Origin of the sequence: Paraconexibacter antarcticus, assembly GCF_024220175.1 — a bacterium.
Taxonomy (GTDB): Bacteria; Actinomycetota; Thermoleophilia; order Solirubrobacterales; family Solirubrobacteraceae; genus Paraconexibacter; species Paraconexibacter antarcticus.
Genome location: NZ_CP098502.1, coordinates 2,256,680 through 2,276,781, shown reverse-complemented (window position 1 = coordinate 2,276,781; position 20,102 = coordinate 2,256,680). Strand labels below are relative to the sequence as shown.

Here is a 20,102-nt window from a genome sequence, read left to right as displayed (position 1 = left end):
CCTCGCGCCGTGCCATCCGCGGGCCCGGCCGTTCAGCCCGGACATGCCTCCAGCCCGAGGAGGATGTTGTCCGCGAGGGCGGCGGCGAGCTGCGCGCGGTCGGAGGAGGATGCGTGACCGAGCTTCGTGTCGAGGTTGACCGCGACGCAGGTGGCGAGCCCCGAGAGCACCACGAGGCGGACATCGAAGTCCCGATGCTCCCACGTGTCGCTGAACGCCTCGATCTGCTCCACGAACACGTCGATCGTCCGGTCCACGCGCTCGCGATAGAACTCTCGCCCACGGTCGGGTTCGGCGAACATCAGCACGCTCAGCAGCGGCAACAGGTAGTCCAGGCCGGTCAGCAGCGTGTGGAGGAGGTTCGCCAGCCTCTCCCGCCGCAGCTCCGGCGATTCGAGATAGCGGTCTGCGTCGAACCCGTAGGCGAGGAGGCGTTCTACCGTGTCCTCGAACGGCTTGGCGATGGCGGCCTCGAACAGTTCCTGCTTTGAGTCGAAGTGGCGGTAGATGAGCGCCTGGTTGATCCCGGCCAGGACGCTGATGTCGCGCATCCGGGCCCCCGCGAGGCCGGATCGCAGGAACACCGTACGGGCTGCGTCCAGGATGTGCTCGCGTCGGTCGGCGGCGGCCAACCGGACGCGCGTGACGCTGGTTCTGCGGTCGGGTCCATCGTGTGCAGGACGCGGCGCCACCATCGATATGCTACCGGACCGACCTTCCGGCCCCGGCCCCGGCGGGTCGCGTCAGCGGCGCCGGATGGCCATGGTCCCGTGTCGCGGGGCGAGCAGCACGACCCGGTTGACGGGTCGCTCGAGTTTCGGGGAGGCCGCCGTGAGGTTCACCTGCGTAAGCACCTGGCGAAGCACCACCTTCATCTCCATGGGCGCGAAGTTGGCACCGATGCAGCGCCGGACCCCACCGCCGAACGGGATCCACGTGTACGTGCCCGGCCGCTTGTTGAGGAAGCGCTCCGGCCGGAAGGCGAGCGGGTCGGGGTAGATGTCAGGCCGTCGGTGGACGAGCCAGATGCCCGCGAGGATTGTGATCCCGCTCGGGAGCTCGTGGTCGCCGACCGCCATCGGGGCGTGGAGGATCCGCTGCGATGTGGCGACGACCGGTCGCAACCTCAGCGCCTCCTGCACGGTCGCCTCGAGGTAGCTGTCGTCGCCCCGCCGGAGGCTGTCCTGGAGCGTGGCGAGGACCTCAGGGTGGTGCAGGAGCAGATCGAACGTCCACGCCAGGGCCGAGGCGGTCGTCTCGTGCCCGGCGAGCAGCATCGTGATGAGCTCGTCGTGGAGCTCGTCGTCGGACAGCTTCGCCCCGTCCCGGCGGTTGGCGAGGAGCAGCATCGAGAGGATGTCCTCGCGGTCGTCGAGGTCGCTCTGCCGACGCCGGGCGATCTCAGCGTTGAGCAGCGTGTCGACGCGGGCCTTGTCGCGCTGGAAGTTCGACCAGGTGCGGATGGGACCGAAGTCGCGGCGCAGTCGCGGGAAGGCGAGCGAGAGGACGTTTGCGACGTTCGTGTTGCCGAGCAGCGTGAGGAGCGCAGCGCTCAGTTCCTGGTAGCGGTGCCCTTGCTCGACGCCGAAGACCGTCCGCATGACGACCTCCATCGTGATGTCGGCCATGCGCGGGCGGAGCGCGAACGGCTCGTCGAGCGGCCACCGCTCAATGGAGCGGTCGGTGGCCTCGGCCATGATCCCGGCGTAGGCGAGCATGCGCTCGCCGTGGAACGGCGGCAGGATCAGCCGGCGGTGGGCGAGATGCTCGTCGCCGTCCAGCACAAGCAGCGAGGAGGGCCCGGTGATCGGTGTGAGGAACTTGTCGGCGACCTCCCCGAGGCGCAGGTCGGTGGGGCTCCCCTTGAAGACCTGCTCGATCATGGCCGGGTCGGCCAGGACCACGTGCCGGCCCGTTCCGAAGCCCTTGATCCGGAGGCTGAACACATCGCCGTACTGGTGCCAGTTGCGCTCCAGGAAGACGCCGGGGCGGGCGAGGAACTCGGCGGCCTGGAGCGCCGCGGGCATCCGGGGACCCGGGATTGCCGCGGCTCCCCGGCTGGTGTGAGCCGGCCCGTCGTCTGGAAGGGCCGCCGGATGGCGTCGAGCGGTGGCGGGCATGTCGAACTCCTCGGGGTCGTCACGTGGGGGCGGGCGCAGCCTGCGGGGCTAAGTCACTGACTGTTTACAATACCGGAAGGCGACGCCCTGAACCACCTGCCGTTCGGCGACCCGGAGGTCCGCGTATCGCGAGGATGGGCAGGGTCGCGCTACGTTCGACCCCGCGATGATGGTCGCGCTCGTGCTCTACGCCTTCGCGATCGGCGAGCGATCTTCCCCGGGCGTCGAGCGGCGCTGCGTGGAGGACATCGCATTCTGCGTGATTCCCGCGAACCAGCCGACGATCGCGCGGTCCGCGTGCGCCACCAGGATGCCCCGTCGAATTGCCTTGTGGGGCCGTCCGGTGTGCGTGGCCCGGTGTGGGTCGACCCAGTGACTGTGTCCGGCGGTGCCGGCCCACGGACCCGTCGTCGGCTGGACCTGGTCAGGCCCGCTCGGCGACGCGGATCGCCTCTAGCAGCCGCTTGTCGCGCTCCATCGAGCGGTCGATGATCGGGTTCAGGACGCCGCGCAGCACCGAGTACACGCGCCAGTAGCTCGGGGTGATGATCCGTGCCGCCCGCTGCTCGATCCCGTTGACGACGACCGCGCCCGCCTGGGCGGGGGTCTGGCGCTTGCGGGTGAAGCTCGGGAAGAGGGCCTGTAGTCGCTGGGCCACCGGGTCGCCGATGCCGTCGAAGGCGTCCCGCACCATGTCGGTGTCGATGAAGCCGAAGTACGCCACGCTGGCGCTGGCCCCGTGGATCTTCAGCTCGGTGCGTAGCGCGCGGCCCAGTTGCTCCACGCCGGCCTTGCTGACCGCGTAGGGCGCGGACAGCACGCCGGGAGCGAACGCGGCCACGGAGGCGACGACGACGACGTGGCCGCGCCGGGCGACGATCTGCGGCAGGACGGCGTCGACGGTGCGCCAGACGCCGAGCAGGTCGACCTCGACGATCCGCTCGAAGACCTCGCCGCCGATCTTCGTCATCGGCTTCATCGGCGGCGCGACGCCGGCGTTGGCCACGGCGATGTCAAGACCACCGAAGTGCTCGACGGTGACGCTCACGGCGCGGCGGAGCGCCGCGGAGTCGGTGACGTCGGCGGCGAGCGGCAGGGTGCGTGCGCCGATCTGCTCGCAGGCGCTCTGCGCTGCGTCGAGGTCGAGGTCCAGGACGGCGACCGACGCGCCGCGCTCGTGCAGCTGACGGGCGGTCTCGAAGCCGATGCCGCGCGCGCCGCCGGTCACGAGCGCGACTTTTCCGGGAAGGGGGAGCTGGGTCTTCATGGGATGCCTTTCGGGGGGACGGCGGTCAGGACGAGGGTCGGGCCCAGAACCCCAGCTTGCGACCGCGCGAGCCGAGGATCTCGTAGGTCGCGTCGATCAGCGACTGACCGCGGGCGTTCAGGGCGGTGCCGACGCCGTGGCGGTTCATCGTGTATCCGAACGCGAGGCGGTAGGCGGGGTCGGCGAAGCCCATCTGGCCCCCCATGCCCGGGGTGCCGAACGCGTCCTCGCCGATGATCACGGAGGAGTCCGCGACCCCGGGGTTGGGCCAGGACTTGCTGAAGCCCATGGTGTAGGAGGTGCGGATGCCGAGCACGGCGTCGATCTCGTGGACGGACTGCGGGTGGCGCATGCGGGCGATCCCGTCCGCGCTGACGAGGCGGACGCCGTCGACCGTGCCCCCGAGGGCCAGCGGCGTGTAGGCGCCGGCGAGCCCGCGGGCGTTGGCGACGGCACCACCGGCGGGGACCTCCGCCGCGTGGGCGACCGGGGTGTCGAAGTGGTCGGGCAGCCAGTCGCCCATGTTTCCCATGAGCGCGAACAGCAGTGGATCCAGCTGGGCGAGGCGGGCCATCAGGTTCGGCGGCAGGTCGGCGGCGTCGACGTGGCGGGCGAGCTCACGCGCGATCCGCCGCTGCACAGCCGGGCTCGCGGCGGCGACGCGGGAGAGGACCCTGAACGCCCGTCCGGTCGGGTCCAGCAGGCGCTGCGCTGCCGGCGGTAGCTCGGGGATCGGCAGCTCGAACGGGATCGACCGCGCGACCCGGTGCTCCTGCGCCTCGGGGAGGCCGATCCAGCAGTCGGTCAGGCCGAGCGGTTCGGCGACCTCCTCGCGGAAGAACGTCCCGACGGTGCGGCCGCTGACTCGCCGTACGAGTTCGCCGACGAGCCAGCCGACGGTGAGGCCGTGGTAGCCGGCACGGGTTCCGGGGGTCCAGAACGGCGTCGTGCGCTCGACGAGCGCCACCATCAGCTCGTAGTCGTTGATGCCGCCGGGCGGCACCCGCTCGTCGACGTGCGCCACCCCGGACTGGTGGTTGAAGACCATCCGGACGGGAATGTCGGCCTTGCCCGCCTGGGCGAACTCGGGCCAGTAGCGGGCGACCGGTGCGTCGGGGTCAAGCTCGCCGCGGTCGATGAGCATGTTGCCGCAGATCGCCGTCAGGCCCTTCGAGCAGGACATCACGACGTTCATCGTGTCGCGCTGCCAGGGCCGGCCGTCACGTTCGTCGGCGATGCCACCCCAGAGGTCGACAACCGGCTCGCCGTCGACAATTACGCAGACCGAGGCGCCGAGCTCGCCGCGCTCGGCGAAGTTGCGCTCGAACTCTTCTCGCACCCTCGCGAAGCGCGGGTCGCAGCTGCCGTCCACGGTGTGCAGTCGTTCCATGAAGTTCTCGGGGGCCATGGCCGCGGTGCCGGTGCGTCTAACTCGTCGCCCGGGCCGGATGCGGCACGGGCACGGGCTCGGCCGTGCGTGAGTGGTATGCCGTCAGATCGAAGCGGGAGAGCCGCTGCTGCATTGAGCGCATCGTCCACGGCCACGCCAGGGCGACGCGCCCGGCCGTGTCGATGTAGTAGCTCGTGCAGCCTCCGACGAGGAACGTCGTGCCCTCCACGCCGCGGTCGATCTCGTCGACGAAGGCCTGCTGCGCCTGCTCGCGCACGTCGATCGATTCGACGCCGGCGGCGTCCATCGCGCGGATCGCGGCGGTGAGGTAGTCGACCTGGCACTCGGCCATGACGAAGCCCGAGAGGGTGCCGATGTTCGGGCCGAACATGATGAACGAGTTCGGGAACCCGGCGATCGAGGTGCCCATGTAGGCGCGCGGGCTGCCGTCCCAGTACTCGGCGAGCGTCTCGCCGCCGCGTCCGCGGATGCGGTCCGCGATCGGGTGCGTGGTGATGACGTGAAAGCCGGTGCCGAAGATGATCGTGTCGATCTCCCGCTCGGTGCCGTCGACGCCGACGATCGAGTGCTCGCGGATCTCCTTGACCCCGGTCGACACCACCTCGACGTTCGACTTGGCGAGCGCGGGGTAGTACTCGTTGGAGAACATCGCCCGTTTGCAGGTCAGCGTGTACTGCGGCGTGAGCGTCTTGCGCAGGCGCCGGTCCTTGACTGCGCGGCGGATGTTGAGCCGTCCGGCGAGGTGGCCGATCGCGGCCGCCCGCGGATGGTGCACGGTGCCCATGAGGAACGCGTCGAGCACCCGCCACTGGGCCGCCCTGACCGCTGACATGAGCTTTGGCACGCGGTGTAGCAGCCAGCGCTCGATCCGCGTGGTGCGCCAGTCCATCTTCGGCAGCACCCACCCAGGGGTGCGCTGGAAGACCGTCAACTGGGCGACCTTCGGCTGGATCCGCGGGATGAACTGCACCGCGGAGGCCCCGGTGCCGACCACCGCCACGCGGCGTCCGGTCAGGTCACGGTCGTCCTCCGGCCAGTTCGCCGAATGGAACATCGGGCCGCGGAAGCTCGAGAGGCCGGGAAGGCCCGGGATGACCGGGTCGTGAAGCGGCCCCGCCGCGATCACGAAGAACCGCGCACAGATCCGGCCGCGGCTCGTCGTGACCTGCCAGCGCTGCGCCTCCTCGTCCCACCGCGCCTCCAGCAGTTCGGTGTCGAGCGAAAGGTGGTCGTGGAGCCCGAAGCCGCGCGCGGTGTCCTGGATGTAGCGCTCCAGCTCGGGCTGCTCGACGTACACGCGGCCCCAGTCGGGGTTCATGGCATACGAGAACGAGTACAGGTGCGAGGGGATGTCGACCGCGCATCCGGGGTAGCGGTTGTGATGCCAGGTGCCGCCGAGCGCCCGGCCGCGCTCGATGATGAGGAAGTCCTCGCGACCGTCGCGCTTGAGGCCGATCGCGGCCGCCAGACCGCAGAGCCCCCCGCCGAGGATCAGCGTCTCCACGTGGCGAATCTCACCGTCCACGGGCGCTTCGGCTTCGGCAGAGGCACCCTCGGGCAGCGAGAGCCTGAGCGCGAGCTCGCGATCAAGGCCATCGGCGCCGAGGTCGTACGCCGGCCGCGTGCTGGACCGTGTGGGCGGGTGCGTCATGTCGTCTCCCTGGGTGGTTTCCGGGCTTTCCCGAGCGGCGGACCGCCCCGGTGCGGAATGAAGTAAGTATCTACTACGGTGAAGTTCTGGTCAACCCGAGCCCTGGCGACTGTCTTGGTGCGCCGGTCGTGCGGTGGCGTGGCCGCCCTCATGGCGGGGCGGGCTGCAGCGTGGGGTAGTACCGCCGCTCGCCGTTGAACGTCCACGGTCCCTGGGTGATGCATGGCGGCGTGCCCCCGAACGGCGGCAGGTAGTTGGGGTTGTGCACGTGCCGGCAGTCGAAGGACTCAAGGCCGGTGGCGATCTTGTCCAGGAACCCGGGCTTGGGATAGGTGTTGCCGCGGTTGGAGGGCAGGCGCCTGACCCAGCCGCCGATGCTTTCGTTCCAGAGCGTGATGATCCCGTTGGCGTAGTGCTGCACGCGGCCGTCCTCGGCGAGGAAGGTGCCGTTGTGGATCTGGCTGACGCCGGCGAACGTCGTCACCGCCGAGTCACGGACCGTCGCGAGCAACTGGAGGACCGGCAGCGCCTCGCGTAGCACGGGATGCAGCGCGTCCAGTGCTGGCGCGGCCGCACCGAGGATCCGGCGCAGCGCGGGCAGCCCGCGATCGGCCGCCGGCAGCGTGGCCGCGACCGCGTCGAGCGTGCGGCGGGCCTCCGGGGCGACAGCCCGCAGCTGCAAGAGAGCCGGCCGGACGGCGGGCGCCACGCCTGCGAGCGCCGAGGCTGCAGGTTGCAGGTCGGCGTTCGCGGCGCCCAGGGTCCGCGCGGTGCCCCGGAGGGCGACCAGGAACGGGGGCAGCGCCCGGACGGTCCGGCGCAGCGCCCGGTTGCGGGCCGCGGTGACGGCGAAGACCCGGCCGGCGCCCGTGATCGCGCTGCGCAGAGCGCCCTCGTGTCGGCCGAGGGCGGACACGACTGTCGCCGAGTTGGCCACGAGCTGCCGCAGGCTGGTGCCCTGCCGGTCCAGCACACCGAGCGTCATCTGCAGGCCGGCCGTCGCCGGCTCGGCCTCTCCGAGCGTCTGGTTGACGTCGCCGCCGGCACCTCGGGTGGCCCGTGCCAGGCCGCGGGCCAGCGCACGCAGGTCCGCGCGCGTGGCGGGGTCAAAGGTCCCCAGGACGTCGTCGAGGCGCTGGGCGGGCACGATGTCCGCCGCCCGCAGCGCGCCCCCGTCGGGGATCGCGCGTGTCTTCCGGCGGGGTGGGGTGAGCTCCAGGAAGCCTTCGCCCAGCAGCGACTTGCTGCGCAGCGTCGCGCGCGTGCCAGCCCGCACGGGGACGAACTCGGGGCGGATGTCCAACTGGGCGTCGGCGGTCGTGCCGCGCCGTGTGACGCGCGTGATCTTACCGACGCTGAGGCCGGCGATCCGCACGTCGGAGCCCGGGAAGAGGTTCGGGGCGTCCGTGAGCGGCACGTTGATGCGATAGCCGCGCGCCTGCAGCGGCGTGTCGCCACCGAAGCTGCGCCACATGAAGATTCCGCCGACGATGCAGGTGAGCACGAACAGCCCGGGTAGGACGAGCGACCGCCAGGGCGGGAGACGCGTCTCCATCAGGCACCGCCCTTGCACAGCGAGTACGTGCCGAGCACGGTCTTGAGGATGTCGCCGAGGCCGACGAGACCGGTGAGCTGCTGGCAGTTCATCAGGACCATGGCGCGGGCCGCGCTGCCGTGGGCGTCCTGCGCCCCGAACATCGACCCGTAGTTGTGAAACCACCACGGAAACCAGAACAGCAGGCCCTCGTCGTCGCCCGGCGGGTTGTAGGCCAGCTCGTTGAGCGCGTAGTTGGTGGCGCGCAGCGTCGCGGATGCCGCCGGCGCGGTCCGCCGCAGCGACGGGACCGCCTCGCCGAGCGTCCGCACCGTGGGCTGGGCCTCGCGCACGAGCGGCCGGATCTGCTGCCGCAGGGCCACGGTGGTGGCCTTCGCGAAGGGGCCTAAGGCACGCAGCGTCGCCGGCAGCTGCGTCGTCGGCGGGGTGAGGGCTGTGAGGGTCGGGGTGAGCTCGCGCATGAACGTGCCCGTGCTGCTGAGGGTGGTGCGCACGGTGTCAAGGGTCCCGGGGAGGCGCCGCAGGCCGGCGTCCAGGGCGGCCTCTTGCCCGGCAACGGCCTGCAGCACCTGGTCCCCGGACGCGACGACGCGCGCGAGCGCCCGGTCGTCGGCGGCCGCCGCTGTCACCGCGGAGAGGTTGTGGACCAGACGCGCGAGGGCGTGGCGCCGCCGGTCCAGGCGCGTGGTGATACCCCGGAGCTGAGCCGTGGTCGGGCCGAGGCTCCGCAGCGCCTCGCGGACGCCGGCGGCCCGTCCTCGGGTGCCATCGGCGACGTTGGCGATCAGGGAGGCGACGAAGTCGCGGGTGTCGCGGTCCAACGAGGAGAGCACCTCGGAGAAGGGCGCCGGCGCGTCCGTCCGGGCGACGCCGATCACCGCGCCGTCGGGAAGCTCGCCGCGTGCCGGAGTCCCCGGGTTCAGGTCGACCTGCAGATCCTCAAGTGGCGTGATCGGCACCAGCGCTGCTCGCGCGTCGCGGTAGACGTGTGGCAGGGTGCCGCGTTCGATCTCGAGGGTGACGCGCGCGAGGCCGTCGTGGATGCGGGCCGCGGAGATCGACCCGACCTTCACCCCGGCGACGCGGACGGGCTGGCCGAGCCCCGGTGCGACGCCATCGGCGGCGGTCAGGTCGATCGCCACGTCGTAGGTGTCCGTGCCGGGCAGCGTGAGCCGCTGGTGCACGAGCACGTAGCTCCCGGAGGCGATGCCGGCGAGCACCAGCACGCCGAAGAGCGCGAGCGTGATGCGGGCGCGAAGGCTCATGGCCGCCGTCCGGGGCCCAGGCCGGGCAGGAGCTTCTTCAGCAGCTCGGTCACCGCGGGCAGGGGCGCCGGCGCCGTGGTGGGGGCCGGCGGCACGCGGTCGGGTCCGGTCGCCGGCGCCGGGGTTGGGGCCGCCGGCCGCGATGGGAGCGGGAGCCCCGGGAGCAGAGGTCGCCGGGTGGTTGGCGTGGCCGGGGCCGGGCGGGGCGTGGGCGTGAGCGCGGCGATGCCGCGCATGAGACGGCGGTAGAGGGACAGGCGGTCCGCGCGCGACCCGTAGATGCCGCGGACGATCGCTGCCTTCCTCTGCGCGGCCGCCGTCGACAGCGACGGCTCCGCCACACGCCGCAGCCCGGTCGGCAGCCCCGGGGCAGAGCGCTTGGCGAGGTCGGGGAGCGCTTGGTCGGTGCAGGGCGCGTCCGGGCGAAACGGCGGCGTGGCTCCAGGGCCGAGCCAACGCGGGCGGACCCCTTCGAGGTTGGCGGAGGAAACGATCGGGCCGAGGCCGGGCAGCAGGCCGCGGACCGCGTTCGCGCCCTCGGCGATGCTGATGCGCAGCGTCCCGCCGTTGCCGTCGAAGCCGGGTGAGGTGCCGGTGAGCGCGGCGGCCATGTGCAGCAGGTCCTGCCAGGCCGGCCGTCCGCTCGACAGCCGGCCGTCGGGGAGCTCCTTGTTCAGCGTCGGCACGACGTTGCGGCTCACGCAGCGGCTCGCCTGGTCCACCAGCGCCGTCGTCCGCGTCAGCTCGTCGGTGAGGGCCGGCAGTGACGAGGTCACGGGGCGCAGCGCGCTCAGCAGCCGCGGCAGCTCACGTGGGCCGGCCGCGGCCTGCACCTGCGCCAGCGCCGCGGTGGCGGCCCGGAGCGGCGGCGGAGCGGTACGCAGAACCGGGCGCACCTGGTCGGCGTAGCGGGCCAGCGGATCGAGGCCGGCGTCGATCTGCTGGAGTTGGGCGGGTGCCCGCCGGAGGGTGAGCGCCAGTCCGTCCACGCTCTGCTGCAGGCTGCGGTCCCGGGCGCTGAGGACGCCGATCACGGTGTCGTAGTGGCCGACCAGGGCACCGAGCCGCGCCGGGTCGGCGGCGAGCTGGGCCGCGACGTCGCGTGCGCCGGCCACCGCCCGCTGCAGGTCACCTGGGCGGGTGCCGCGGAGGCTCTCGGCGACGCGGGTGAAGGACGGCAGCGCCCGGGCGAGCTCGCCCGAGGCGCCGCGCAGGGCGGCGGCCCCTGATGTGCTGCGGGCGGGGTCGGTGTGCGGCCCCTGCCCGAGCATGCCGTGAAGCTCCCGGATCCCGGCCCGCAGCGCCGCTCTGGTGGCGGGCTGCAGGACACTGAGGACCTGGTCCAGCTGGACCGGCGCCGACGTCCGCGCCCGGGGCAGACGATCGCCGTCGTGCAGCGGGGGCGCGGTCGGGGTTCCCGGGTGCAGGTCGACGTAGGAGTTGCCCTCGACCAGCAGCCGCGGGGCGACGGCGAGGGAGGCGTCGGCGTGCAGCCCGGCGTGGGCGTCAAGCCGCAGGACGATCGTCGCCGTGGAGGCCCCGCCCCGGCGAATCGCCGTGACCTCGCCGATCTGGATCCCGGCCATCCGCACCGGGCTGCCGTTGCGCAGTCCGACGGTCGAGGTCACCTCGGCGGAGATCTCAAAGCGCCGGGCGAGCGGGTTGCCGGGCCCGAAGGCGAGGTACATCATGGCCGCGATCAAACCGAGGGCGACGGCGGCGGCCATGCGCTCGGGCGGCCGCCGCCGCCGCTGCTTGCGGGGCCTCATGGGGTCACCTCGTCTGGGGTGATGAGCCCGACCGAGCGCGCCCGCTCCAGCGTCCCGGCCGGCGGCCGGGTCCGGCGCGTGGCAGTCGACTGCAGCCCGGCCGGGTTGCCGATGGCCTGCCGTCCCTGGTAGGGCTCGTTGCCGGATTCGCACTCATCGCTGGTCTCGTGCGGGTTGTTGTTGATCGCGACGTTCGGTGAGGGCTTGGCGTTCTGGAGCATCTCATTGGACGCGCCGAGGTGGGTGAGGAAGACCGATGCCGCGCTCGGGCCGTCGTTGAAGCCGAGTGACCCGAAGCCGTTGGCGAAGTTCTCGCCCCACAGGCTGATCACGTTGCACGTCACCTGGGCCGGGGTCAGGACGTCCAGGGTCGTGCCGAGCGCCGCGGCCACGTCTGCGCCCCGGCGAAGGCTCCCGGCTGCTGACGGACGCAGCGCGAGGCGGCGCAGCGTGGCCAAGGTCGCGCGCAGGCGGCGGGCGGTGGCGGGCAGGCGCTGCAGGAGCGGCAGGCCGGCGCCCAGCGCCCGGCCGGTCTCCTGCAGCGAGGGTTGCAGGAGCGGGCCGGCCGGCCGCAGGATCGACACGGTGCGGTTCAGGCTCGTCAGGGTCGGGCCCAGGCGGGCGAAGTTCGAGCTCACCGCGAGCTCGGTGGACGGCGCCACGTCGAAGAGGCGCCGCAGCGACCGCGGCTCACCGGCAAGCGTCCCGAAGGTCGTGCCACCGCCCTCCAGCAGGCCGGTCAGCTCGCCGCGCACTCCGCTGACCTCGCGCATCAGCGTGCGGTAGGACCCGATCAGCGGCTCCAGGCGGGTCGCGGGTGCCGCCAGTGCGGCGGAAACGCGCGACAGGCTGCCGAGCGTCGGCCCCAGATGGCCGATGGTCGCCCCCAGCGGGAAGCCGCGGCCGGCCAGCCCGGCGGCCGACTGCCTGCTCGTGCGGGTGATGCTCGCCGCCGTCTGGCGGTCGAACACGTCGAGCAGGTCGGTGAGCTGCACCGAGCCCGTTGCGCGTGCGGCCGCCAGGCGGCCGCCGTCGGGCACCGTGCGCCTGGACGTCCCCGGGGTCACGGCGACGTAGCTGGCGCCGAGGACCGACGCCTGCCGCAGGCGCACGGCGGTGTCGACGGGCAGCGGCCCGACATCGGGCTGCAGCCGCAGCCGGATGCGGGCCCGCGGGGAGGCGCCGGGTCGGGCCACGGCGGTGACGGCGGCAACGCGGCCGACCCGGATCCCCGCGATGCGCACCGCGTCGTTGGCGACCAGGCGCTGGGCGTCGGGGACCTCGACGGTGACCTCATAGCCTGAGGCGAACGGCAGCCCGCTGTTGGCCCGGAAGGCCACGAGCACCAGCAGGGCGACGGCGAGGAGCGTCGTGCCGCCGAGCAGTGGCAGCAGCCGGCGCTCACGGGCGGCGGTGCGGTGGTGGCGGGAGGTCATCGAAGCAGGAAGTCCAGGAGGGCGGAGGCGGTGCGGCGGCTGGCCGGCGCACTCGGAAGCGCGCGGCGGGCGGCCGGGTTGGCGCGGGCGCCGCTGAGGACCGTGTCGAACTGGTCCTGCGGCCCGGCGCCGGGGGCGTTGACGGGGACGGTGCCGTGGCCCGGGGCGCCGAAGCGGTGATCGCAGCCGGGCGGCAGCGCGGTGTTCAGGAGGTTCGCGACGATGCAGCCCGGCGCGACGCCGATGTAGACGCCCGCCATGTGCGAGACGGCGTCGTACCCGGAGGACATCGACGCCAGGGTGTATCCGAGGTTCAGGACTCCCTCGATCCCGCCGGTGTTTCGCAGACTCACGAGGAGGTCGCGCAACTGCGGTGCGACCGGCTGCGCCGCCCGGGCCAGTCGCCGCAGCGCGCCGACGAGCCGGGAGGCGGGCGGCAGCGTGCGGCGGCCGGTGCTGGCGGCCTGGGCCAGCGCGTCGACCGCCGGCCCGCCACGGCGCGAGAAGGCCCCGAGCACTCTTGCGGTCGTGCCGAGCGCGGGCGCGGCGACACGGACATCGTGCAGGAGCGGCGTTGCGTGCGTGGTGAGCCGCCGCACCTGGCCGAGCGTCGCGTCGGTGCTCGCGAGCGCCTGCGGAAGGCCCCGGACGGTCGCGGCGATCCCATGGCTGGCCGGGGCCAGGGTGTCGCTGAGGTCGGCGGCGCGGCCGACGAACGTCCGCACCGCGCGGCGGTCGCCGGCGAGCGCGCCGAGCACCCGGTCGGTCTGGTCCACGGCATCGCCGATCGTGCGGTTCTGGCGGTCGAGGATTGCGGTCAGCGCGCGAGCCTGGGTGAGCGACGGGTTGGCGCGCCGCAGCACCGCGTTGAGTTCGCGGCCACGCCCGGCCGTGGCGATCCCGAGCTCGTTGAGCACGATGCGCAGCCGCTCGCTCGTCGGCGCCGCGAACACGTCGATGACGTTCTGCAGCGTGACCGGGACGGTGGTGTGCGCGCGGGGCACCGTCGGGACCCCGTCTGCTGCGGCGGGAAGGTGCACGCGGGAGCGCCCCGGGTCGCACTCGACGTAGTTCTCGCTGATCAGTCCCTCCGGCAGGATCCGGCAGTGCGCGTCGACGGAGAACGGCCCATACCGGCCGGGGATCTTCAGCTGGATCTTCGCGGCCGGTCCCGGGACGAGCTGCACGCCGACGACGTGCCCGACGCGGGCGCCGGCGATCTTCACCGTCTGCCCGGGCACAAGCCCCTTGGCGGTGTCGAAGACCGCGTCGACGCGGTAGCTCGAGCCGCTGCTGCCCCCTCCCCAGGCGAGCAGCAACGCGCCGAGCACCGCGACCGCGAGCGCGGCGCCGATGGCCGGTCGGCGCCTCATCCGCCGTTCACCGAGGCCGGGATGCTCTGGGACGGGTCGCACAGCGACCGGTCCACGACCACGCGGTTCGATCCGTCCGGGGCGGGTGGCTGGTTGCCGCCGGGGCACAGCGCGGTCACACCGGTCCGGGTGCTCAGCAGCCCGGGGACGAGCGCCTGCTTGCTGAGGATGCTGGCAGGGATGCCGGCGAGCAGCGTCTGGGGGTTCTCGACGAAGTTCAGCCGTCCGTAGTGCCCGACGCGGTTGTAGTTGGAGGTGATGATGCCCGCGAGCCCGTTGGTGACGCCGAGCACGAAGTCGGCCCCGTAGATCCGCAGCCCCCGGATGATCGGTGCAGACGCGGTGAGCGCGCCCTGCAGGGAGCCGAGTGCCTGTGCCGCCGGGGCGGCGAGCCGCGCGAGGCCCGTCAGCGACGCGCGGGTGTCCGGAAGCTGCCCGCGGAGCTGCCGCAGGACCGGCCGCAGCCGCGGAAGCGTCGCGGCCAGCTGCCGCAGCACATCGCGCAGCGGGGCTGCGGCGGGCACGACATCGCGTAGCGCCGGACGGACCCGCGCGACCGTTGTGTCGACGTGCCGCAGCGTCCGTGTCGCCCGGGTGAGCGTTCCCGGGGCGCGCACGAGCACTTGGCCGAGCGCCTCACGGCGGTCGGCCAGCGCGTTCAGCGCCGCGGCGCTGTGCTCGACCGAGCCCTCCAGCGCGCCGCTGCGGCGGGCGAGCGCGCCGGCCGCCGTGGCGGAGTCGCGGACCAGAGCCGCCAGTGCGTGATCATCGGCGCCCAGTTCGCCGGTGACGTTCGTGATCGCGAGCATCGCCGGGTTCAGGCGGCGGAGCATCGTGTTGAACGTCCGTGCGCCGGAGCCGGCGAAGATCTCCGAGCTGCGTCCGATGAGCCCCCGTAGCTGCGCGCGGGTCGCGGGGTCGAGCGTCGTGAAGACCTGGTCGAGGTCGACGATGCCGCGCGTCCAGCGCAGGGTCAATATGGCGCCGTCGGGCAGCGGCCCCGCCCCGACGGGGCCGGGGTCAAGCTCGACGTAGCGGTTGGCCAGCCCGGCCTGACCGGTCGCGCGGACGGCAGCGTGGGTGCCGGCGGGTAGAGGTCCCTCGCCACCGCGCAGGCTCAGCGTGGCGTCGACCTGGCCGCTATCGGTCAGGCGGAGCTTGGTGATGGTTCCGACCTGACGCCCCGCGACCCGGACGGCGGAGCCCTTCACAAGCTGTCCGGCGTCGGCGAACCGCGCGTGCAGCGTGTACCCGCCGGCGTCGCGCAGGACGATCGCGGTGAGGGCGCCGATCACGACCGCGGCAGCGGCGAGCAGCGGCAGCCACCTCCTCAGTTCACGACGCCGGCCAGCGAACATCACGATGCCCATGCGTCCCTCAGCCTCCGATCGGGAGCCGGGCCGAGCCGCCCCAGAAGAGCTGGCTGCCGACGATGCCGATGACATGGACGCCGACGAGGCTGATCAGCATGCAGCGGGCGGTCGCGCGGCCGACCTCGACCGGGCCGCCTCGCGCGGTGTAGCCGAAGTAGCAGCCGACGAGCACGACGAACGTCGCCATCGCCATGCCCTTGGACGCGGAGAAGAGATAGTCGCCGGGGCTCTGAAACTTCCAGAACAGCTCCAGGTACCCGCCCGCGGAGACCTTGCCGATCTGCACGACGACCGAGATGAACGAGCCGGCGAAGGCAACGAGGATCGCGGTGGCGTAGACGAACGGCAGCAGGATCCACGACGCGAGCAGGCGTGTGCTGCAGAGGTACACGAGCGAGTCGATCCCCATGACCTCCAGCGCGTCGATCTCCTCCGTGATGCGCCGGGTCCCGATCTCGGCGACCAGGCCGGTGCCGACCTTGGCCGACATCATGTACCCGAACGCGTACGGCGCGATCTCGCGAAGGTCGGCGATCGCGGTGATCGCCCCGGCGGCGGATGGCGTGCCGACCATCTGCGCCCCGTAGGAGCCCTGGATCCCGACGACAAGCCCCAGCGCGAACACGAACCCGAGCACGATCAGGGCCGATCCGGTCGTGAGGATGCCGACCTGCCGCGCCACCTCGCCGGCGTACCTCACCGCTCGGCGGCTAAAGCCGCCGCGGACGACCCGCCAGAAGAAGTACGCGCCTGCACCGAAGGAGGTCTCCCTGCCGGCGGGGGATGCTGCTCGGCGGGTGCTCATCGCGGCTCCGAGAGGATCGGATGGGTCGCTAGCAGCATTTGGGAGAACACGTAGTCGATGGCACCGATCGCCAGGAAGGCGATCACGACCGCCTCGTTGACCGATCGGCCGACGCCCTCCGGGCCGCCCGATGTCGTCAGCCCTTTGTGGCAGCAGACGATCGCGATCACCGCCCCGTAGACGGCCGATTTCACGAGCGAGGAGGCGAGCTCCAGCGGTGTTGCGGCCGCGAAAAACGTTGTGAAGAACGCCGAGACCGACGCCCCGTTCTGGACGACGACGAGCAGTGCCCCCGCCAGGCCGCTGACGATCGCGAAGACGTCGAGCAACACGGCGATGCCGACCACCGTAAGCACGCGCGGCACAACGAGGGAGCGCACCGGGTCGATGCCGAGAACACGGAGCGCGGAGATCTCATCACGCACCTGGCGCGCGCCGAGGTCGGCGCAGATCGCCGTTCCAATGACCCCGGCCATGATGATCGCCGTGACCAGCGGGGCGAACTCGCGCACCACGATGAGCTCGTAGGCGCTGCCGAGCCGATCGATCGCACCGAGGAGGGAGAAGAACGCCGATGCCTGGATCCCCGCCGGCCCGAACGACAGCGCGAACGAGGTCAGGATGACCGGCAGCACGGCCGCGCGCACCGTCGCGCGCACCTGCACGGCGAGCTCCGGGCCGTAGGTCAGCGGTGGGCGGACGCTGCGAGCGGCGACCTGCAGCGCGAGCTGAACCATGCCACCGACCTGGACGAGCGGACCGGTGCCCGCCACCGCCGTCGCGGGGACGCCGGAGGTCCCCACCGCATGCCGGGGCGGGATCCCGCGTATGACCTTCACTCCTCCTCGACCCATTGTAAGTCAATCTTTACTTGTGTTAGCGTGGGATTGCAAGTGTGAACCGCATTCGAGGTCAGGACACCGCGTCGCCATGTCGAGCATCAGCCCCCCCGCCGCCGTCGAGCCACCCCGCACCACCCCCCTCGGACGCAGCTCGCGCGTGCCCGGATCATCGGCTCCCGCCGCCATCCAGACCGCGCAGTTCCTGCGCAGCATCGACGGCTTCCTGGAGCGCGGACGCCGCCGGTACGGCGACGTGTTCTCGGCCCGGATCCTCGGCTTCGCGACCGGCCGCATCGTCTTCCTCGCCGACCCCGAGCACGTGGAGCAGGTCTTCAAGACCGGACCGTCCGTCGCCCGCGCAGGCGACGCGGCACGACGAAGTGTCGAACCGGTCGCCGGCGTGTCGTCGCTGCTCAGCCTCGACGGGCCCCGCCACCTGGACCACCGCCGCATCCTTCTGCCGCGCTTCCACGGCGACCGGCTGGAGCTCTACACCGGCGTGATGCGCGAGGAGGTCGACGCGGCGGTCGCCGCTTGGCCGATCGACGAGCCCTTCGCGATGCGCGAGGCCATGGCCGACCTCACGCTCGAGGTCATCATGCGTGCGGTGTTCGGTCTGCGCCACGGGCGCCGCTACGACGAGGTCCGCGCCGCGCTCGTCGCGATGATGGAGAACGACCTCGCCTTCAACCTCGCGCTGATGGTGCCGGTCCTGCGCCGCGAGATCGGCCCGTGGAAGGCCTGGGGCGATTTTCAGCGGGTGCGCGCACAGGCCTACAGCCTGCTGCGCACCGAGATCGAGGAGCGCCGCGCGGCGCCCGACCTGGAGCAGCGGACCGACATCCTCTCGATGCTCATCCAGGGGCGCGCGAAGGACGGGACGGGCCTCAGCGACGACGAGCTCCTCGACGAGCTGATGACGTTGCTCGTCGCGGGCCACGAGACGACAGCGACCGCGCTCGCATGGACGTTCGAGCTCCTCCACCGCCACCCCGCGGTCAAGCACCAGCTGGTGGCCGAGCTGGCCACCGGGGACGAGGCCTACCTCGGCGCGGTGATCGACGAGGTGCTGCGGCTGCGGCCAGTGGTCCCGTTCGTCGCGCGTGTCCTGCACGAGCCGCTGCAGATCGGGCCGCACGTGCTCGAACCGGGTGTCACGGTCGCACCGTGCGTCCACCTCGTGCACCGCCGGGAGGACATATACCCCGATCCAGAGGCCTTCCGCCCCGAGCGCTTCCTCGACACGCGGCCCTCGACCTATGAGTGGATCCCCTTCGGCGGGGGCACGCGACGGTGCCTCGGTGCGAGCTTCGCCCCGCTGGAGATGAAGGTCGTGATCCGGCGAGTGCTCGAGACCGCACGGCTGGAGCCCGCGAGCCCCGAACCGGAGCGCATCCGTCGGCGTACCGTGTTCTTCGTCCCCGAGCACGGCGCCCGCACCATCCGGCGAGCTGCGGTCACCTGATGTCCGGCGACGCACGATGAGTACCGTCGGGCACCACGTATGAGACCCCACCACACGCACCGCATTCCCGAGCCGAGCGGCGCGGGACGATGACAACCGGCGATCCCGACGCACCCGTCCTGGCCGCCGGCCGCCGGCGCATGCCCGCCCCCGAACGCAAAGCCCAGATCATCGCGGCGGCCGCACGCGTGTTCGTCAACGCCGGGTTCGCCGGGGCGCGGATCCAGGACATCAGCCGCGAGGCCGGCGTGAACGAAGCCGTCCTCTACCGCCACTTCGCCTCCAAGGAGGAGCTCTTCGAGGCCGCGATCGCCGAGCCCCTCAGCCGGCGCGTGGAAAGCCTGCTGCAACTCGGCGAGCACGCCGGCGAGGCCCTCGCCGCGAACCGGGACCTGTTCTTCACCGAGCTGCTAAGCGAGTTGCTCAGCGCCGTCAGCGATCTCGCACCGATGCTCGGGGTGATGCTCTTCGCCCAGGGCGACCGCAGTCGCCCGTTCTACGAGACGCACGTATCCCCCGCCATCGATCGCCTTGCCGCCGCCATCGAGGAACACGACGACGAGTGGGAGCACGGCGAGTTCTCCGCCCGCCTCGTGGTGATGTTCGCCGTGGGGGCATGCCTGATGATCGCCGCCGACCGTCGCCTCCGCCGCGACGACACCGACGCCGACGCCCCTCGCCAACTCGCCCAATACCTCCAGGCCGCGCTCGAACGCCGTGGCTGAAGAGTCGGCGCCCGCGACCTCCAGCGCCGCAGTCGACGACACCACCACCCGCACGCGCCCGCACGCACCCGTCCTCGCCAGCGAAACCCACCAGGTCCGGAACCCACGGGACCCGCGCCGATGGCCCCGGACCCTCGTCGTGGTCCCCGGCGTCGTTGGTGCCGTATTGCTTGCCGCACAGTTCGTCCTGCCCGCGCTCGCGGCCTCGATTATCCGCCACCAGCTCGGCCGTGACGGCGTCGTCAAGCGCGTCCACGTCAGCGCGTTCCCGGCCGTCGAGCTGCTCTGGGGACACGCCGACACGGTCCAGATCCATCTCGAAAAGCTCGACACCAGCGTGGACCGCGCCACCGAACTGGCCAGCCAGGCCCACCGAGTCGACGACGCCCAGGTCACGATCGACACCCTGCACGAGGGGCCGCTCACCGTCCACCACGTCCGCGCCCGGCTGCATCACGCGCAGCTCAGCGTGTCCGCCGCACTGGCGACGAAGGACCTCCAGCACGCGCTTCCTCCGCAGCTGACGATGAACGCCCGTCGGGGCTCGGCCGGCCACCTCGTCGTCCGCACCACTGCTGACATCCTCGGCGCCCAGGTCGGCATCGACGCCGTCGTGTCCGCCCAGGACGGCGCGCTCGTGGCCAGCCCCACCCTCCCGCTCCTCGGGAACCTCCTCACCTTCACGCTGTTCTCCGATCCACGGATCGCGATCGAGTCGATCCGCACCACCCCACGCTCTGACGGCTACCACGTCACCCTCGCCGCCCGCGTACCCCGCGGATAAGCCCATCGCGGTGAGAAGCGTTCGCGCCACGCTCAACCGGACCGGATCACCTGAACCCCACCGTTCAGTACATTCCCACCGGACGGCCGACCGCCGCAACAAGGACCACGCGCTTCCCGCCATCGCTCCGAGATTCGTCGGAGCCGCGCCGTGTCCCGTCAACCGCGATGAACACGGCCCCGGACAGCGCACCAGCACGGCATCGCGCGACCTCGGGCGCCCGGTCACGACCGGCGTTGTCGTCAGCCGTGAGCCGCGACG

At 72.2% G+C, this 20,102-nt stretch carries 16 protein-coding genes and 1 pseudogene; 4 read left to right on the top strand and 13 right to left on the bottom strand.

The features are described 5' to 3' along the window. Nucleotides 1-32: 32 nt before the first annotated feature. Entirely contained in the window at nucleotides 33-692 is a 660-nt protein-coding gene (locus NBH00_RS11125) for a TetR/AcrR family transcriptional regulator (RefSeq protein ID WP_254573404.1), read from the bottom strand. Nucleotides 693-743: 51 nt separating this feature from the next. Further along, on the bottom strand, nucleotides 744-2,027 hold the full coding sequence (locus NBH00_RS11120; RefSeq protein ID WP_254573403.1) for a cytochrome P450: 1,284 nt from the start codon (nucleotides 2,025-2,027) through the stop codon (nucleotides 744-746). Between the two features lie 223 nt (nucleotides 2,028-2,250). On the opposite strand from NBH00_RS11120, the pseudogene NBH00_RS11115 reads away from it, so the two are divergent. Continuing rightward, nucleotides 2,251-2,496: pseudogene (locus NBH00_RS11115) on the top strand (transposase); the annotation flags it as partial. A gap of 48 nt (nucleotides 2,497-2,544) precedes the next feature. On the opposite strand, the gene NBH00_RS11110 reads toward NBH00_RS11115, so the two are convergent. From NBH00_RS11110 to NBH00_RS11060, 11 genes are all read right to left on the bottom strand, one after another. After that, nucleotides 2,545-3,387 carry a short-chain dehydrogenase/reductase gene (locus NBH00_RS11110; protein ID WP_254573401.1) on the bottom strand — a complete coding sequence of 281 codons (843 nt, stop codon included), beginning with the start codon at nucleotides 3,385-3,387 and terminating at the stop codon, nucleotides 2,545-2,547. Between the two features lie 25 nt (nucleotides 3,388-3,412). Next, a complete protein-coding gene (locus tag NBH00_RS11105) occupies nucleotides 3,413-4,795 on the bottom strand; it encodes a serine hydrolase domain-containing protein (RefSeq protein ID WP_254573400.1) in 1,383 nt (460 codons plus the stop codon). A 19-nt stretch (nucleotides 4,796-4,814) separates the two neighbouring features. Continuing rightward, nucleotides 4,815-6,449, bottom strand: a complete 1,635-nt coding sequence (locus NBH00_RS11100; RefSeq protein WP_254573399.1) for a flavin-containing monooxygenase — start codon at nucleotides 6,447-6,449, stop codon at nucleotides 4,815-4,817. 148 nt (nucleotides 6,450-6,597) lie between these two features. Then, the gene (locus NBH00_RS11095; RefSeq protein WP_254573398.1) at nucleotides 6,598-8,004 is read right to left on the bottom strand and encodes an MlaD family protein; all 1,407 of its coding nucleotides are present in this window, start codon (nucleotides 8,002-8,004) and stop codon (nucleotides 6,598-6,600) included. Continuing rightward, nucleotides 8,004-9,269, bottom strand: a complete 1,266-nt coding sequence (locus NBH00_RS11090) for an MlaD family protein (RefSeq protein WP_254573397.1) — start codon at nucleotides 9,267-9,269, stop codon at nucleotides 8,004-8,006. Before NBH00_RS11090 ends, NBH00_RS11095 begins: the two co-directional genes overlap by 1 nt. Next, nucleotides 9,266-11,038 carry an MlaD family protein gene (locus NBH00_RS11085; RefSeq protein ID WP_254573396.1) on the bottom strand — a complete coding sequence of 591 codons (1,773 nt, stop codon included), beginning with the start codon at nucleotides 11,036-11,038 and terminating at the stop codon, nucleotides 9,266-9,268. Before NBH00_RS11085 ends, NBH00_RS11090 begins: the two co-directional genes overlap by 4 nt. Next, nucleotides 11,035-12,474 carry an MlaD family protein gene (locus NBH00_RS11080; protein WP_254573395.1) on the bottom strand — a complete coding sequence of 480 codons (1,440 nt, stop codon included), beginning with the start codon at nucleotides 12,472-12,474 and terminating at the stop codon, nucleotides 11,035-11,037. Before NBH00_RS11080 ends, NBH00_RS11085 begins: the two co-directional genes overlap by 4 nt. Continuing rightward, nucleotides 12,471-13,847, bottom strand: a complete 1,377-nt coding sequence (locus NBH00_RS11075; RefSeq protein ID WP_254573394.1) for an MlaD family protein — start codon at nucleotides 13,845-13,847, stop codon at nucleotides 12,471-12,473. The genes NBH00_RS11080 and NBH00_RS11075 overlap by 4 nt, the downstream gene beginning before the upstream one ends. Next, nucleotides 13,844-15,217, bottom strand: a complete 1,374-nt coding sequence (locus NBH00_RS11070; RefSeq protein ID WP_254573393.1) for an MlaD family protein — start codon at nucleotides 15,215-15,217, stop codon at nucleotides 13,844-13,846. The genes NBH00_RS11075 and NBH00_RS11070 overlap by 4 nt, the downstream gene beginning before the upstream one ends. A gap of 7 nt (nucleotides 15,218-15,224) precedes the next feature. After that, the gene (locus NBH00_RS11065) at nucleotides 15,225-16,025 is read right to left on the bottom strand and encodes an MlaE family ABC transporter permease (protein WP_254573392.1); all 801 of its coding nucleotides are present in this window, start codon (nucleotides 16,023-16,025) and stop codon (nucleotides 15,225-15,227) included. Next, nucleotides 16,022-16,798: an MlaE family ABC transporter permease gene (locus NBH00_RS11060; protein WP_254573391.1), complete on the bottom strand. Its 777-nt coding sequence runs from the start codon at nucleotides 16,796-16,798 to the stop codon at nucleotides 16,022-16,024. The genes NBH00_RS11065 and NBH00_RS11060 overlap by 4 nt, the downstream gene beginning before the upstream one ends. 226 nt (nucleotides 16,799-17,024) lie before the next feature. Here NBH00_RS11060 and NBH00_RS11055 point away from each other — a divergent pair, with 226 nt between their 5' ends. The 3 genes from NBH00_RS11055 (at nucleotide 17,025) to NBH00_RS11045 (ending at nucleotide 19,841) form a co-directional block, all read left to right on the top strand. After that, nucleotides 17,025-18,332 (top strand): cytochrome P450, encoded by a 1,308-nt coding sequence (locus NBH00_RS11055; RefSeq protein ID WP_254573390.1) that lies wholly within the window; start codon nucleotides 17,025-17,027, stop codon nucleotides 18,330-18,332. 140 nt (nucleotides 18,333-18,472) lie between these two features. Beyond that, nucleotides 18,473-19,057, top strand: a complete 585-nt coding sequence (locus NBH00_RS11050) for a TetR/AcrR family transcriptional regulator (RefSeq protein ID WP_254573389.1) — start codon at nucleotides 18,473-18,475, stop codon at nucleotides 19,055-19,057. Between the two features lie 166 nt (nucleotides 19,058-19,223). Next, the gene (locus NBH00_RS11045) at nucleotides 19,224-19,841 is read left to right on the top strand and encodes an LmeA family phospholipid-binding protein (RefSeq protein ID WP_254573388.1); all 618 of its coding nucleotides are present in this window, start codon (nucleotides 19,224-19,226) and stop codon (nucleotides 19,839-19,841) included. Nucleotides 19,842-20,102: the final 261 nt, after the last annotated feature.